The 16,173-nt window shown below is 44.2% G+C and carries 17 protein-coding genes; 3 read left to right on the plus strand and 14 right to left on the minus strand.

Translation table 11 applies throughout. The features are described 5' to 3' along the window. Nucleotides 1-137: 137 nt before the first annotated feature. The 9 genes from QM870_RS08220 to QM870_RS08260 all read right to left on the minus strand — a co-directional run bounded on the left by QM870_RS08220 (nucleotide 138) and on the right by QM870_RS08260 (nucleotide 7,053). Nucleotides 138-548, minus strand: coding sequence for an SP_0198 family lipoprotein (locus QM870_RS08220; protein WP_350007591.1), 411 nt, complete (start codon nucleotides 546-548; stop codon nucleotides 138-140). Between the two features lie 76 nt (nucleotides 549-624). After that, complete coding sequence (locus QM870_RS08225) at nucleotides 625-1,857, minus strand: bifunctional folylpolyglutamate synthase/dihydrofolate synthase (protein ID WP_414369273.1); 1,233 nt, start codon at nucleotides 1,855-1,857, stop codon at nucleotides 625-627. Between the two features lie 304 nt (nucleotides 1,858-2,161). Further along, entirely contained in the window at nucleotides 2,162-2,467 is a 306-nt protein-coding gene (locus tag QM870_RS08230) for a DUF1292 domain-containing protein (RefSeq protein WP_003001941.1), read from the minus strand. Between the two features lie 22 nt (nucleotides 2,468-2,489). Continuing rightward, on the minus strand, nucleotides 2,490-2,909 hold the full coding sequence (gene ruvX / locus QM870_RS08235) for a Holliday junction resolvase RuvX (protein ID WP_049472111.1): 420 nt from the start codon (nucleotides 2,907-2,909) through the stop codon (nucleotides 2,490-2,492). Next, complete coding sequence (locus QM870_RS08240) at nucleotides 2,909-3,175, minus strand: IreB family regulatory phosphoprotein (RefSeq protein ID WP_003002070.1); 267 nt, start codon at nucleotides 3,173-3,175, stop codon at nucleotides 2,909-2,911. Before QM870_RS08240 ends, ruvX begins: the two co-directional genes overlap by 1 nt. A gap of 124 nt (nucleotides 3,176-3,299) precedes the next feature. Next, on the minus strand, nucleotides 3,300-3,896 hold the full coding sequence (locus QM870_RS08245) for an SP0191 family lipoprotein (RefSeq protein WP_031576799.1): 597 nt from the start codon (nucleotides 3,894-3,896) through the stop codon (nucleotides 3,300-3,302). Nucleotides 3,897-4,032: 136 nt separating this feature from the next. Then, nucleotides 4,033-4,431, minus strand: a complete 399-nt coding sequence (gene spx / locus QM870_RS08250) for a transcriptional regulator Spx (RefSeq protein ID WP_003009108.1) — start codon at nucleotides 4,429-4,431, stop codon at nucleotides 4,033-4,035. A gap of 87 nt (nucleotides 4,432-4,518) precedes the next feature. Beyond that, nucleotides 4,519-5,664, minus strand: a complete 1,146-nt coding sequence (recA, locus tag QM870_RS08255; protein ID WP_003002082.1) for a recombinase RecA — start codon at nucleotides 5,662-5,664, stop codon at nucleotides 4,519-4,521. A gap of 120 nt (nucleotides 5,665-5,784) precedes the next feature. Further along, complete coding sequence (locus QM870_RS08260) at nucleotides 5,785-7,053, minus strand: competence/damage-inducible protein A (RefSeq protein ID WP_070665002.1); 1,269 nt, start codon at nucleotides 7,051-7,053, stop codon at nucleotides 5,785-5,787. A gap of 531 nt (nucleotides 7,054-7,584) precedes the next feature. Between QM870_RS08260 and QM870_RS08265 the strand changes: the two genes are divergently transcribed. Further along, the gene (locus QM870_RS08265; protein ID WP_414369274.1) at nucleotides 7,585-8,622 is read left to right on the plus strand and encodes a S66 family peptidase; all 1,038 of its coding nucleotides are present in this window, start codon (nucleotides 7,585-7,587) and stop codon (nucleotides 8,620-8,622) included. A 55-nt stretch (nucleotides 8,623-8,677) separates the two neighbouring features. On the opposite strand, the gene QM870_RS08270 is transcribed toward QM870_RS08265, so the two are convergent. From QM870_RS08270 to mutL, 3 genes are read right to left on the minus strand one after another with little or no spacing between them, the layout of a single operon-like run. Further along, a complete protein-coding gene (locus QM870_RS08270) occupies nucleotides 8,678-9,241 on the minus strand; it encodes a DNA-3-methyladenine glycosylase I (protein ID WP_414369275.1) in 564 nt (187 codons plus the stop codon). 9 nt (nucleotides 9,242-9,250) lie between these two features. Next, on the minus strand, nucleotides 9,251-9,844 hold the full coding sequence (gene ruvA, locus QM870_RS08275; RefSeq protein ID WP_045760027.1) for a Holliday junction branch migration protein RuvA: 594 nt from the start codon (nucleotides 9,842-9,844) through the stop codon (nucleotides 9,251-9,253). A 20-nt stretch (nucleotides 9,845-9,864) separates the two neighbouring features. Next, nucleotides 9,865-11,808 carry a DNA mismatch repair endonuclease MutL gene (mutL, locus tag QM870_RS08280; protein WP_021154099.1) on the minus strand — a complete coding sequence of 648 codons (1,944 nt, stop codon included), beginning with the start codon at nucleotides 11,806-11,808 and terminating at the stop codon, nucleotides 9,865-9,867. 248 nt (nucleotides 11,809-12,056) lie between these two features. On the opposite strand from mutL, the gene QM870_RS08285 reads away from it, so the two are divergent. Continuing rightward, nucleotides 12,057-12,497 (plus strand): LytTR family DNA-binding domain-containing protein, encoded by a 441-nt coding sequence (locus tag QM870_RS08285; RefSeq protein ID WP_049503862.1) that lies wholly within the window; start codon nucleotides 12,057-12,059, stop codon nucleotides 12,495-12,497. After that, a complete protein-coding gene (locus QM870_RS08290; RefSeq protein WP_021154102.1) occupies nucleotides 12,491-12,946 on the plus strand; it encodes a DUF3021 domain-containing protein in 456 nt (151 codons plus the stop codon). Before QM870_RS08285 ends, QM870_RS08290 begins: the two co-directional genes overlap by 7 nt. 34 nt (nucleotides 12,947-12,980) lie before the next feature. Here the strand turns inward: QM870_RS08290 and mutS are convergent, their stop codons facing one another. Beyond that, on the minus strand, nucleotides 12,981-15,530 hold the full coding sequence (mutS, locus tag QM870_RS08295; protein ID WP_414369278.1) for a DNA mismatch repair protein MutS: 2,550 nt from the start codon (nucleotides 15,528-15,530) through the stop codon (nucleotides 12,981-12,983). 120 nt (nucleotides 15,531-15,650) lie between these two features. Continuing rightward, a complete protein-coding gene (gene argR / locus QM870_RS08300; protein WP_023919910.1) occupies nucleotides 15,651-16,091 on the minus strand; it encodes an arginine repressor in 441 nt (146 codons plus the stop codon). Nucleotides 16,092-16,173: the final 82 nt, after the last annotated feature.

Below are 16,173 nucleotides of genomic sequence, written 5' to 3' on the forward strand. Positions count from 1 at the left end.
GACGCAGTGGTTGAGTGGGCTCTACTACGCTGATTTCATCAGCTTTTACAGCCCTACTCAACTGTGCGGAGGTGGGACGACGAAATCGAATTCTAACGAATTACCGATTTCTGTCCCACTCTCTCTTGTTTCGTCCCTTATTGCTTGGTTAAAACGATAATCCCTTGATCATCCTCTGCTTGCTCCAGATCTTCTAGCGACAACTGATTCCCTTCGATCCGATAGCGATAGGGTTCATCCCCGATACGCATGGATTGATTGACCGGATCAATACTGACCTCTTTGGTCTCTTCTTCTCCATCAGCATCTTGTACCGTAAACGTGCCTTTTCGCCCCGTCACAACTAAGAGAATCGTATTTTCCTCGTCCTGTCCTCGATAACTGCCATCTATGGACACTCCTTCTTTCTGTTCTTCACTCGCCGAAGTCATAGTCTGTGATGAAGTTGACGTCTGTTTGCTCGAAGTCTGTGTTGCTTTTTCTTGCTGGCTACAAGCAGTCAGGAAAAGAGCTACCGCCAAGGTCAGTATAGACATGATTTTTTTCATTAAGATCGACTCCTTTCGCCATAACCGTATACTATCTACCACCAGTATACGCCAAGAAAGTCTTTAGGTCAATTGTTTACCCCTCTAATAAAAATGCCCTTACTTCTGCAATAAAATACAAGGAACCTGTCACAAATAAAACCTCATCTGGATGGCTCTGATCCATAAACTCTTTGATATAGGCCTTGTAGTCAGCCACATAAGGCAGGTCTTGTCGATCACCCTGCGCCACCACTTCTCCGTAATGGAAGGTCGTCAAAATCAATTCAGCTTCTGGCAATCCCGCTTGAAGCGTTTGGAGCATCCCGCTATAATCTTTTCGCTTGAGGGCTCCAAATAAAATCTTCACGCGCTTTCCTGCTAAGCTATTGGCAAACTCGATCAAGCGCAACATAGCATGAGGATTATGAGCGCCATCCAGATACACCTGGTCGCCAAATAACTCTAGACGGCCCGGCCACCTTGTCTCTTGCAAGGCGTGTTTGACCTGCTCCATATCCACTTCTTCATCTAGGCCCTCCATATAGAGGAAAAAGGCCTCCAAAGCTACTGCAGCATTTTCCCGTTGGTAATCACCCTTCAAACCCAGAGACGGCAAGACAAGTTCCACGTTTTCATTCCAAAAACGATCCTGCTCTAAGCCAAAATCGTTCTGGAAGGCGTAGAGATCCACATCCAATTGCTCGGCTCTGTCTTGACAAACAGCTGTAGCCTCAGCAGGCAAAGGGCCCACAACAGCCTTCTTGCCCTTCTTAAAGATTCCTGCCTTTTGCTGGGCGATTTCTGCAATCGTCCCTCCCAGTGTTTCCTGGTGATCCAGGCCAACCGAAGTGATCACTGCGATCTCTCCTGTCACTACATTGGTGGTATCTAGTAGCCCTCCGATACCAACTTCCAGCAAGACCACAGCCACAGCTTGTTCCTTAAAATACAAGAGGGCCATGAGGCAGATAATCTCAAAATAAGAGAGTTGGTCCTGGGTTTGAAGCAAGGTCTGCTCCATTTGTTGGACTTCTTGGCCAATCCGAGTAAAATCTTCATCTGAAATCGGCTGATCCCCAATACAAATCCGATCATGGATACTGATCATATGAGGAGAAGTAAAGGTTCCAACCTTCTTTCCGTGAGCCATCAATAATTGACGCAAAAAGGCGATTGTGGATCCCTTCCCATTGGTTCCTGTCACATGAAGGATCGGATAAGCCTTATCCGGCCTCCCTAAAAGGCTCACTGCCTGCTCCATACGATCCAGTCCCGATCGAAAATTTAGACCGATCCGACTATTCATCCATTGCTCAATCTTATTCACATCTTCCTCCTAAAAGAAAAAAGCGACAAAACCTCTTCTGACGTTTGCGCTCCTTTCTTTTGTAATTGTTTCGTTCTCATTTTACAGCAGGTCCATCGGACTTCCTGCTTTTTCTTGTTTCTTGAAGCAGAGCTAAAAACGTCCACTGGACTTACTTGCGGTCTTCATTTCTAGCGCAAGGGTAAAAATGTCCCCCGGACTTACCAACTCTTTCTAGTTTCTAGGAGTTGGGCTAAAAACGTCCCCCGGACTTACTTGCGGTCTTTATTTTTAGCGCAAGGGTAAAAATGTTCACTGAACATTTTTACTCCTCCATAAAGCTGTTGAAGACTTCTTCGATCATATCCCATTCTGCATCTGAGTCTTCTGGGATTGGTTGAAGGTCGCCCTCTGTTCCGTCTTCGTTTTCTGTAAATGAATAAGCTTGAATTTCAACTTCGCCATTTTCATCTTCTTCTGCATTTGCAGGGATCAAAAGGACATAGTTCTTTCCAAACTCTTCTTTGCCATCGATGGTCAAAAGAATTTCAAACAAGGTTTCATTTCCTTGTTCATCCACCAATGTGATTAATTCACGTTCTTCATGGTCGTGGTTATGATCATGTGCCATACTATTCTTCCTCGTTTTCTTTCTAAAAATTACGATCTAAATAATTTTGTAAAATGAGCTGCGCCGCTAACTTATCAATAACTTTTTTGCGTTTGCTACGGCTAACGTCTGCTTGCTCAATCAACATCCGCTCTGCGGCAACTGTTGTCAACCGTTCGTCTTGGTAGTCGACTGGCAACCCAAACTTTTCAGCAATCATTGCGCCATAAGCCTGACTGGCTTCCACACGCGGTCCGCTTGTGTTGTTCATGTTTTTCGGCAAACCCACAACAAAACGGTCTACCTTGTATTGAGCTACTAATTCAGCTAATCGTTCTAAGCCAAATTCTTTTTTGTCCTCATCAATTTGAATGATTTCAAGACCCTGAGCTGTAAAACCGAGAGGATCACTCACAGCAACCCCGACGGTCTTTGAACCGACATCCAATCCCATAATTCTCATTAGAGGTCTATTCCTTGCCCTTTCAAATAATAACGTACCAATTCTTCCACGATCTCGTCACGTTCATATTTACGAATTTGGTTCCGTGCATTATTATAACGAGGTACATAGGCAGGATCACCACTGAGTACGTATCCTACGATTTGATTAATTGGATTGTAGCCTTTTTCATCCAGTGACAAGTAAACATCTTTCAAGGTCTCGCTAATTTCCTTACGATTTGAATCATCAAGATTAAAACGTACTGTTTCATCTGTAAATCCCACAAGAACACCCTCTTTCCTTAGAATATTACTATTATACCATAATCAAGAGTTTTCCACAACGGCCAAGCCCTTGATTTTACGGCTTTTTCAAGCATTTTTGAGCTATTTTAGCTAAACTGTTTTTTTATTTTTGCTCACTCGCTCCAGCATTGATAAGATTATCCGCAAATTGACTCGGTGTCAGCTTCAACAACTCTGGTAAGTGATTGTTTTTGAAGTAGGTCATGCCTTCAGCCTTCTTCACATCCATTGCTTCAAAATCATAGGTGATGGTTACCTTGTATTCATTCTCATTTTCCAAGGTCAAATCAGCTGTGAAACCTGGCACTGTCAAAGCTTCCTTAAATGCATCGTCCTTGTTAAAGGATTCTCTCAATTGCTTTTGTGCTTCCTCGACTCCAACCTGTTGGATCCCTTTTTTCAACTCCTCATCGGTTGCCGTCACATTGATGGTCTCCAACTTTTTAAAGGTATTCCCCACATAGGTGACGATTTGCGTCTGTTGTGTCCCCTTGTCATCTTTTGGAAAGACAAAGGTTCTAGTGATGACTTTATTTTCTTCAGCTTTTTGCAGGATACTCTTATTATCCTTTTGCAGTTGCTCTGCTTTTGCTTGGATTGCCTTTTGTTCACTTGAATTTGGCGTTTTCGCTTGTTTTTTTTGACCGCATCCAGTCAAACACAAGGCAAGTGCACCCAATAAGAAGATTTTCCTTTTCATTTTCCATTCCTTACTAGTTATTGTTTTCTAAAATATTGTATCATAGATTTCGTAAAATGGCGCAGTAAACTGCTTTTCATTCCGATTTTTAAAAAGAAAAAAATCAGAAACAAATTGTTTCTGATTTTCAATCGCTTTAAAGAGCTGCACGCATCCGCGCTTCTGCATTTTCTACATTTCGAACTGATCGTGGCAAGAAGGCACGAATATCGTCTTCTTTGTAGCCCACTTGGAGACGTTTGTCATCTACCAAGATCGGACTTTTAAGAATACGAGGTGTTTCCATGATGATGTCAATGACTTCATTGACACTCAAGTCTTCGATGTCCACTCCTAGATTTTTAGCGTATCGATTTTTTGAAGAGACAATACTTGCCACTCCATTTTCAGTCTTTGTAAGGATATCCAACAATTCTTCTTTGGTGATCCCTTCCTTACCGAGGTTTTGTTCTTTATAAGTTAGCTGGTGAGCGTTGAGCCAAGTCTTTGCTTTTTTACAGCTGGTGCAACTTGACACTGTATAAATTTTAATCATGCATGCACTCCTTTCGCTACACGATAATACTATCGTATTAAATTATAACACAAAAACCATCAGTCTAGCGACCTATTTTGAAAAAAATTAATCTTCAATTTCAATCGCGTCATCTAAATCTAGAGTTACTTCTTCTACGACAGGAGCTGCTTCTTCAGTTTTATCAAGGGTTTTCACTGCTTCGTCTTCTTCGATCAAACCAAAATGAACCCGAACCTTGTGGTCAATTTCGTCAAAAATTTCTGGGTGGTCAGCCAAGAATTTCTTAGCATTTTCAGATCCTTGACCAATTTTTTCGCCATTATAGGAGTACCACGCACCCGCTTTTTGGATGATATCCAAATCTGTTGCAATCTTCACCAATTCACCTGTACGTGAAATTCCTTCCCCGTACATGATTTCGACCATGGCTTCTTTGAACGGTGGAGCTACCTTGTTCTTCACAACCTTGATCTTGGTTTCCTTACCAACGTTGGTATCTTTTTGGTCTCCAGTACCCTTGATTTGAGTATTTCCACGGACATCTAGACGGACTGAAGCGTAGAATTTCAGGGCACGACCACCAGGTGTGGTTTCAGGGTTCCCAAACATGACCCCAACTTTTTCACGCAATTGGTTGATAAAGATAGCAATGGTCTTCGTCTTATTGATCGAAGCTCCAAGCTTACGCATCGCTTGGCTCATCATCCGAGCTTGTAAACCAACGTGGCTATCTCCGATATCTCCATCGATTTCCGCACGTGGTACCAAGGCCGCAACAGAGTCGACAACCACCAAATCTACCGCACCAGAGTCGATCAATTTACCAGCAATTTCAAGTCCTTGTTCCCCTGAGTCTGGTTGAGACAAGAGAAGTTCGTCGATATTGACCCCAAGAGCTGCTGCATAAGATGGATCCAAGGCATGCTCAGCATCGATAAAGGCAGCAATGCCTCCTTCTTTCTGTGCTTGCGCTACTGCATGGAGGGCAACGGTTGTTTTACCAGATGATTCTGGACCATAGATTTCGATGATCCGACCTTTTGGATAACCACCAGCACCCAAGGCAATATCAAGCGCCAAGGAACCAGAGCTCATGACTTGTACTTTTTGTTCTGCACGTTCGCCCAGACGCATGATCGATCCCTTACCAAAGTCTTTTTCGATCAATTTCAGGGCATCATTGAGCGCTTTTTCACGCTCATCTCCAAATTTCTTAGAGATATCATCTAATTTTTTCTGTTTTTTCGCCATTCTTTTCTCCTATGTTTTTACTATACAGGAAATGCATGCAACTCACCGACGTTTTCCGTCATTTGAAAGGCACATTTCCTATCCATTTTTAGAATTATTCTTCATTTGGCACAAGCTTCATTATACCAAATTTTCACCATTTAATACAGCCAAGCGCACCAAATTAAAGGCATGAAGGACTGCAATTTCGCGGACATCCGCCCGGCTACGTCCAGCGATATTGACTTGGACACTATCCACTCCATGTGGAGTCGCAAGTCCGATAAAGACGGTCCCTGCTGGATGCCCTTCTAGACTATCTGGCCCCGCAACTCCGGTTAGGCTAATGCCATAATCGGATCCTGTTAACTTACGGGCCTGTGAAGCCATGGCTTGAGCTGTAAAGTGAGACACCACTCCATGTTGCTCTAACTCTTGAGCTGGAATAGACAACATCTTGCTTTTTTCTTCCAGACTATAGGTGACAAAACCACCTGCAAAGATGCTGGACGCCCCTGAAAAATCTGCCAGAGTCGCTTGGAAAAGGCCAGCCGTCAGGCTTTCTGCAGCTGTAATGGTCTTACCAGTCCGTTTCAAGAGATCAAAGGCCACCTTGGCCATCGAAGTGTCATCCCCATAACCGTAAAACAGTTCATGCAAGGGTTGATGGTCCAGGGTATGGCGTGATAAGATTTCCTTTTCTAAGATATCGAGCTTAGCATCCGCTGAGGCTTGATCCTTCGCCTTTGTAGACAGACGCAAGGTTACTTCTCCCGTCTTGGCATAAGGGGCAACCGTCGGATCACTCTGCTCTTCAATGATATCGGCTAGGATCGTAACCAGCTGGCTTTCCCCAATCCCAAAGAAGCGCAAGACTCTAGAAAAGAGCTCTTCCCCTGTTGTCAAATGAGGCACCAATTGTTCATTGACCATGGGTTTTAACTCACTTGGTGGACCAGGTAGAACGACATAGGTCACACCGTCGACTTCAATCAAACCTCCAACCGCGAGACCTGTACGGTTTTGAAGGGGGATTGAACCGGCAATCAATTGTGCTTGTCGCTCATTATTGGGCGTCCGGACATAATCAGGGCGACTGGCAAAGAAGGTGTCGAGTTTGGCAAGCGCTGTTGGATCAAAAACCAGTTCTTTCCCTAAAAACTTAGCAAGGGTTTGCTTGGTCAAATCATCCTCTGTTGGCCCAAGTCCACCACATAAAATCACCAAATCACTGCGTTTTGAAGCTGTCTCAATGGTCGATAAGAGACGACCTTCATTGTCTCCTACCGCCACATGATAATAGACGTCAATCCCTAAACTAGCCAATTTTTCAGACAAGAATTGAGCATTGGTGTTGACAATTTGTCCTGTTAGAATTTCTGTTCCAACTGCAATAATTTCCGCCTTCATGGTGCCTCCTACTTATACTATTCGTAATTTTCATTTCATTTTAACACAATTTCCTAAATTATTTAAAAAACAGATTGAAGATAAAGTACATTTTGGACAACTTTCTTCAATCTTTTTCTTTTAGAGTATAAAGTAAAAAACTCTTAGAAATACTATTACATCAGCATCCCTAAGAGTTTTAACTATGTGGCAATCAACTTCTAAAGGGCTATTTTCTGTTGTTGATAGAGCTTATCTATATTCTGAAGAGGCTGGAACAAAAGTCCTAGCCTCTCAATTGTTTTTGGATTGCCGAGCAAGACGCAGTGGTTGAGTGGGCTCTACTGCGCTGATTTCATCAGCTTTTACAGCCCTACTCAACTATGCGGAGGTGGGACGACGAAATCGAATTCTAACGAATTACCGATTTCTGTCCCACTCTCTTTTTTACTACTTTCTTGATCTAAAAGCCTTCTTCTGACTCTAATTCTTGTTGTTCCCCCTCATCTTTTGTGATACAATAGCATCAATTTATTTCTAGGAGGATGAGATATGGTTTCTACTATTGGTATCGTAAGTTTATCTAGTGGGATTATCGGAGAGGACTTTGTCAAGCACGAAGTGGACTTGGGGGTCCAACGACTCAAAGACCTCGGACTCAATCCTATCTTTTTACCTCATTCACTAAAAGGCTTAGACTTTATCAAAGAACATCCCGAAGCTCGTGCGGAGGATTTGATTCAGGCCTTTTCTGATGATAGTATCGACATGATATTATGCGCCATCGGTGGAAACGATACCTATCGCTTGCTACCTTATCTTTTTGAAAATGACCAACTACAAAAGGTTATCAAACAAAAGATTTTTCTTGGCTTCTCGGATACGACCATGAACCATCTCATGTTGCATAAACTAGGAATCAAGACTTTTTATGGGCAATCCTTCTTTGCAGACATTTGTGAGTTAGACAAAGAAATGCTGCCATATAGCCGCCACTACTTTAAAGAATTGATTGAGACTGGAAAAATCTCAGAAATTCGCCCTAGTAACGTTTGGTACGAGGAACGGACTGATTTTAGTCCCAAGGCTCTGGGAACACCTCGTGTCAGCCATGCAAATACAGGTTTTGACTTATTACAAGGCAATGCTCAATTCGAAGGGGAAATCCTCGGTGGTTGTCTCGAGTCTCTCTATGATATTTTTGACAACTCTCTACACGCAGACAGCACGGACCTCTGCCAAAAATACAAACTTTTCCCTGACTTGTCAGACTGGGAAGGAAAGATCCTCTTGCTAGAAACCAGCCAAGAAAAGCCTAATCCTGAAGACTTCAAAAAGATGTTGCGGACTTTAAAGGGCACGGGTATATTCGAGGTCATCAGTGGACTATTAGTCGGAAAACCTATGGATCAAACTTTCTATGACGACTATAAAGAAGCACTATTGGATATCATTGATAGCAATATCCCGATTGTCTATAATCTGAATGTTGGTCATGCAACTCCAAGAGCAATTGTCCCCTTCGGAGTCCACGCCCATGTAGATGCAACGGAGCAAGTCATTCGCTTTGACTATAACAAAGAAAGCTGAGAAGAATTTCTCAGCTTTTTTCTATATTCTCAGATACTCTAGTTACCTATATTCACTAATCACCGTTTTTCCAATCACAATCATTCTCGTGATCATTGACCAGGCCTGCTGCTTGTAGGTAGGACAGGACCGCAACGGGACCTGTAAACTTAAAACCACGCTTTTTGAGGTCCTTGGCTAGCTTCTCAGAAAGAGCTGTCTTCGCTGGAGCCTGTCGGTAATCTGGAACATCATTGACGATGGTTTTCCCATCGACAAAAGACCAAAGATAAGCATCAAACGATCCAAATTCCTCCTGGACTTGTAGAAAGGCTTGTGCATTGGCCCGTGTCGCAAAAATCTTTGCACGATTGCGGATGATGGCTGGATTGTCTAACAAAGTTTCCAGTTCAGAGTCGGTCATCTCTGCGACGCGTTGAAGGTGGTAACCATGAAAAGATTCTCGGAAAGCCTGCCGTTTATTGAGCACCGTTTCCCAAGATAGACCGGCCTGATAAGTCTCCATACAGAGCAACTCAAAAAGCGCCTGGTCATCATGGAGGGGCCGACCCCATTCTTCATCATGGTAAGCTACATATAACGGATTGGTCATTTTGACCCAGCCACAGCGTTTTGGCATCTTCTTCTCCTATTTCACCAACATCTTAAGAGCAGACTTGATGTAGTTTTCAGCAGTATCAGAAGTTCCTTCAAAGAATTTCTTGATTTTCTTGAGTTCCGTTGCCTTGTAGCCCAATGCCAACATGGCTTCCATAGCTTCTTCAAGAGCTTGGTTTTCTTCTGTTGCTTTGGCTTTGGATTGAGCCGGTGCATCTTCTAGATCAAGATTGATCTTACCTTCTAGGTCCAAAACCATCTGTTGAGCTGTTTTCTTGCCGATCTTTGGAAACTTGGTCAAGTAGGTAATGTTCTTGCTTTCGATGGCTTGGACAAGGCCTGCATTATCGTCTGCAGCAATGATGGCCAGAGCTGAGACAGGTCCAATCCCAGAGACTGAGATCAAGTTTAAAAAGAGCTGTTTCTCTTCTTCGGTTGCAAAACCATAAAGAAGGTGGGCATCTTCACGGACCACTTGGTGCAGGTAGACTTGCACCTCTTGATTCATTTTGCCAGAGTAGGCATAGGGATTGGCCACATGCAAGAGATAGCCTATTCCAGCTGTTTCTACCACGATGTATTTGGCGGTGATTTTCGTCAAAATTCCTTTAATGTATTCGTACATAATCTTCCTTTATTGTTTGATTAATATTTGCCCAATTCCCGTAAACTGGTGTGATTTTCCTGAATGCGTCGGAACATCTTTTCCATATCCGACTTGGTGAAGTTAACCAAGACCGGACGGCCATGAGGGCAGTTATAGGGGTTGTCACATTGGGACAATTGGTAGATCAGGTCGCGTGCAGAGTAATCGTCCAGCGTGTGGTTGGCCTTGATGGAGCGTTTGCAGGACATCATGATGGCCAACTCCGCCCGGTATTTCTTGATAGACACTTCCTTGGTCAAAAGGAGCATATCACACATTTCGTAGATACCCGACTCGATCTCTTCTTCCTTCATCCAGATCGGATGCTCCCGCAAGATCAACTGGTTAGCTCCATATTCTTCTAAGTAGACGCCCACTTCTTCTAGAAGGTGTTTGCGCTGTTGCAGGCGGATCAGATCGTCTGTAGGGAACTCAAAGATATAAGGCACCAGCAGTTGTTGCTGACTGCCGTCTACGTCCCCGATGCTCTCCCGGTATTCTTCGTATTTGACCCGCTCTTGGGCTGCGTGCTGGTCAATGATATAAAGGCCCCCATTGCCTTGGGCAAAGAGATAGGTTCCATGCATCTGACCAAAATATTCCAACTCTGGGAAGGTCGAATGTTCTTCCCCATCCAACTTATCATAGGCCTTGTCTAGACTAGCCAGATCCAGCTCTGGGTGATCCAGTTCATCATAAACCGCAGTCTTTCTTTCCGCAAACTTGATCGCGCTTGTCGGTTTTTCTGCTGGGTTTTCTTGACTTGTAGAATCAGCAGTTACCTCATCTGTCAGAGGCCGTTGAGGATCTGCCACTTCTGGTCGAAGTTTGAAATCTTGACTTTCTCGGTCATAATAGAGACGGTTTTCCTTTAAAGGCAGGGTTGTCTGTACTGGCTTTTCTGTTCGGCGAATGGTCGACTTGGCTAGATTTTCTAGAGCATCCGGAATCAAGTCCTGCTCTTTCAAAGCGTTCGCAATAGCCTGGGAAATCAAGGCCATTAGTTCTCGTTCTTTGGAGATACGCACTTCTTGCTTGGTCGGGTGAACATTGACATCGGCTAAGTAAGGGTCGATCTGGATATTAATGATCGCAAGTGGAAAGCGACCCACCATGAGTTTACTGCCGTAGCCGTCTAAAATAGCTCGATTGAGCAAGAAATTCTTGATGTAACGGCCGTTGATAAAGAGACTGATGTAATTGCGATTGGCACGAGTCAATTCAGGCAAAGACACAAAGCCCGTCACTTCAAAATCTAGGTCGCGATTTTCAATGGCCACCATCTTCTTAGCAGACGCGAGGCCATAGACGCCCGCAATCGCCTGCCGGAGATTACCCGTCCCCGCTGTTTTGGTCATTTCTTTTCCATCATTGATCAAGGTAAAGGCAATCTCAGGATGGGCCAAGCTCAAGCGATTGAGAATATCCACGATATGGGACAACTCTGCCTGCTGGCTCTTTAAATACTTGAGACGAGCAGGTGTATTAAAAAAGAGATCTTCCACTGTGATCTTGGTCCCGACAGGGCTTGTCGCTGGCTCCACTTCCTCAATTTCGCCACCCTTTGCGACCAATTTGGTCCCGTGGGCAGCTCCTTCTTGCGCCGTTAGAAGGGTTAGAATACTGACAGAAGCAATGGAAGGCATGGCCTCACCACGAAAACCAAGCGTTCGAATACGAAAAAGATCCGCTTGACTCTTGATCTTACTGGTCGCATGTCGACGGAGGGCCAAAGCGACCTCATCGTGCGCAATTCCTTCCCCATTGTCTGTAATCCGAATCGACTTCAATCCTGCTTCTTCGATTTCAACAACGATCTGGCTAGCTCCAGCATCGATCGAGTTTTCAACCAATTCCTTGACCACGCTAGCAGGTCGTTCAATCACTTCACCTGCCGCAATCTGATTGGCTAGGACTTCTGGCAATTCAATAATCTGTGACATGTCTGCTCCTTTACCTATTTTTTCACCGATACATGTAGCTCTATTATACCACAGATCCACAAGACTCCCTTTCTTAAAAAATAGAGGCCAGTCCCATCTTCTTCCTTAAAAACCGCATAGGCAAAGAAAACGACCACATAGACAAATCTCCTTGTCTTCCCTTTGGAAAAAGTGTTTAATAGTAGTGTAAAGAAGGAGCCGGGCTAGCAGGCCAACCGACTTTACCCAAAGGAGGGAGAAACGATCTTATGAAAGTTGAAGTACACATTGATTCCCACTTCCAAGAAGAAGCGGTGATGATCACAGCACCTGCACTATCTGCGCGTGTAGAGAAAATCCGTGACTTTGTGGAAGAATTGGATCAAAAAGGACGCTTACGTGCCAAAAAGGATGGGGAAGCTTACCTGATCGAAAGCCAGCTATTCCAACGTTTTTACATTGAAAATCGGCAAGTAATTGGTGAGACCATGACAGATCAATTTATTCTGACTGGGCCACTCTATCAGTTATCTGAAGACTTACCGACCTGCTTTCTCAAAATTTCCCAATCTGAAATTATCAACACAAAAGAAATCGATCACCTGCACTTTACTAGTGGAGGATCGGTGCAAATCTATCTTAAAAACGGGAGTCTGACCTACTCCTCCCGTCGTTACTTGAAAGCCATTAAGGAGAAATTATCATGCTAAAACAATCTTTTTCTGACGCCCTAAAAGGGATTTTCATCGGGCTCATCTTATCCATCTTCTTTTCCTATCTCTTCTCACCTGAGTTGTACCTTCCCTTAAGTCCCAACTCTGCAGTCGGTCGCTGGATGTTCTTGCATCATGTTCACGGCTCACTGGTCATGCTCTATTGTGCTCTCGTTTGGGGTGCGATTGGGGTCCTCTTTAGCTTCGGAAGTCTCCTCTTTCAAAAAGACTGGAGCCTCTTACGGGCTACTCTGAGCCATTACCTACTCATGTTACTTGGGTTTATTCCCCTAGCTACCTTGGCCGGCTGGTTTCCAGCACGACTCGGATTTTACTTCTCACTCGTTGTCGAATTCACCCTCGTTTACGTGATCATCTGGTTGGTCTCCCATCATTTTTATAAAAAACAAGTCCAAGAAATCAATCAAAGCATTACTAACCACTAAAATAAAAGATCCTCGCCATCACGAGGATCTTTTATTATAATTTCTTTTTCAATTCGGCGACTGCCATCATGACTTCCATGGGAGTCATATTGTAGAGATCCAGATTTTTCAATTCTGTGATCACTGTATTTTCTGCCTCCTCCTCAAAGAGGGACATTTGTTCAGCAACCTGCGAAGACACTTCCTTTTTAGGAGTTGCATCTGCAAGCGGTACTTGCTGGGCTTGTCCTTCGAGCTTGGTCAAAATCGCATCCGCCCGCTTCAGCAATTCTTCTGGTAAACCAGCGATCTTGGCCACGTGAATCCCATAGGATTTATCTGCTGGGCCGGATTCAATCTTGTGCAAGAAGGTAACCTGACCATCTCGCTCCAAGGTCGCAACATGGACATTTTCCAAGCGAGACAAGGTCTCTGAGAGAGCCGTCAACTCATGGTAATGGGTTGCAAACAAGGTTTTGGCACCCGTGCGATCGTGAATGTATTCGATGATGGATTGGGCGAGGGCCATCCCATCATAGGTCGCCGTTCCCCGTCCCAACTCATCAAACAAAATCAAGGACTGGGGTGTTGCCTTGCGAATGGCGTGATTGGCTTCCATCATTTCCACCATAAAGGTAGACTGACCCGATACCAGGTCATCAGCAGCTCCGATTCGGGTATAAATCGCATCAAAGATTGGCAACTCGGCCTTTTGCGCTGGTACATAGGAGCCAATTTGGGCAAGAATCACAATGATCGCCAATTGGCGCATATAGGTAGACTTCCCACTCATATTTGGCCCCGTAATCAGCTGAATATCCCGTTCTTCATCCATAAAGATGCTATTAGGAATATAGGACTGGGCTCCCATCACTTTCTCAACAACCGGATGGCGACCTTTGTCGATCGCGATTCGTCGTTCTTCATGAAAGAGGGGACGATTCAACTGTTGCGACTCAGCGACACTGGCTAGACTTTGTAAAACATCAACCGTCGCAATCGCCTGAGCTAATTGTTGCAGACGTTGGATATACTTGCCAACTTCTTCCCGAATCCGCATAAAAATCGTATATTCCAAATTAGCAGACTTCTCACGCGCCTCTAGCATATCTCCTTCGATGCGAGCCAATTCCTCCGTACCAAAGCGTTCTGAATTTTTCAAGGTCGCCTTGCGGAAAAAGTGAGCAGGCACATGGCTCAATTGAGAATTGGTGACATGGAAATAGTAGCCATCCTTCTTGTTGTAATCGATTTTTAGACCTGTAATGCCACTGGCTTCGCGCTCCTTGGCCTCAATCTCAGCAATCCAACCAGTACCATCCCGAAGAACGACACGATACTGGTCCAATTGCTCGTCAAAACCTGTACGGATGATATTTCCCTCCGTAATAACAGCAGACGCTTCCGGAGCAATCGCTGAGGTAATCAAGCGGTGCAACTCAGGAAGTTCATCCAAGCGTGCAATCAAGACATCTAAGACTGGATCACCAATCACCAGTAGAATCGACTTGATCGTCGGCACATGCCCCAGAGTATCTCCTAGCTGCAAGAGATCCTTAGGGTTGATCTTGCCAAAGGAAACCCGACTCGCTAAGCGTTCAATGTCATAGACCCCTTTGAGGCTGTCGGTCAAATCGCTCCGTTCAAAGAAATGATCCATAAAGACTTGAATGATGTCCTGGCGCTCTCGAATCCGTTTCAAATCGACTAAGGGTTTCTGAATCCAGGACCGCAACAAACGACCTCCCATGGCCGTCTTGGTTTCATCCAAATACCAATACAAGCTACCATGTTTCTTCCCAGTTCGCGCATTCTCTGTCAAATCAAGACTAGCCTTGGTCGCAAAGTCCATCTGCAAGAAATCGCAAATCTCATAATGATGGGCTTTTTTGAGGTGGCTCAATTCCCGCATTTGTGTCTGGTGGACATACTGGAGAAGTTTTCCAGCCGTTTTCTTTTCTAGCTCACTCAACTGATCCCCTAAGAGTTGAACATCGTCGAGCGCCGTCTCTACATGTGACAACAAGAGATTCATCTGGCTAACAAACACACGCTCTTCCTGTTCTGGCAACTCATAACCCAGGACCACTTCACGCGCACGTAAATTGCGGATTTCTCCACAAACCATGCTAAAGTCATTGAGGGTCGTCACCTGAAACTCCCCTGTCACCAGATCCATATAGGCTAGCCCATACTCATTTCCTGAACGATCCAAAGCAACCAGGAAGTTGTTCTCACTATCTGGCTTGGTCGAATCCACCACTGTACCCGGCGTAATCACCTGTACGACTTCCCGCTTAACGACCCCCTTAGCTTCGTTGGGGTCTTCCATTTGTTCTGCAATCGCGACCTTATAGCCCTGTTCAATGAGAACATCAATATACTGCTGGGCCGAGTGGTAGGGAACACCTGCCATGGGAATTGGATTCTCTGCATTTTTATTCCGTGATGTTAAGGAAATCTCTAAAATTTGAGCTGCATTCACTGCATCTTCATAAAATAATTCGTAAAAATCTCCCATTCGAAACAGCAAAAAGGCATCCGGATAATCTTTTTTGATATCTAGATACTGCTGCATTCCAGGGGATATTTTCTCTACTGCCATACTTCTTTATTCCTTACTGTTGCGTCGTTTCTTGACACAAGCTCCATAGATGAAAACAGGAGTAGATAGCTCACTATCTTCCTCCTTTTGACATCTCTCTTTCTCTCCAACGGGGCTTGACTACTGCATCATCCCTAAAATTTCATTTTGAATTTCAATAGCCGCCTCTTGGTCACGGCAGACAATCAAGAGGGTATTAGCCCCTGCTACAGTTCCCAAAATACGCTCATCTGACATTTCATCTACACCATTGGCCAAGAGAGCTGCTTCTCCTAGCTCTGTCCGCAAGACCAAGGTGAATTCTGCTCGTGAGACAGACTTGGCGTGGCTGGACAACATAATATAAATCTCTGCCACCTCAGGTTCATTGGGCAAAATATAATACAACTGGTCTTTTCGTTTCACCTTGACTAGACCCAGATCGCGCAAATCTCGTGACAGAGTTGTTTGCGTCACAGCAATTCCTTTTGCTTCTAATCGATCCTGAATCTCTTTTTGAGTCGACAATTTTTCATTTCGAATCATTTGTTGAATCAAAAGGTGACGTTCTGTCTTTTTCATTGGACCTCCACTTTTGAATAAATATACTTTAAATTATACCAAAAAAATTGAAAATTCGCTCAGAATTGTGTTAAAATAATAG

It is taken from the genome of Streptococcus parasanguinis, from assembly GCF_047463195.1.
Taxonomy (GTDB): Bacteria; Bacillota; Bacilli; order Lactobacillales; family Streptococcaceae; genus Streptococcus; species Streptococcus parasanguinis_R.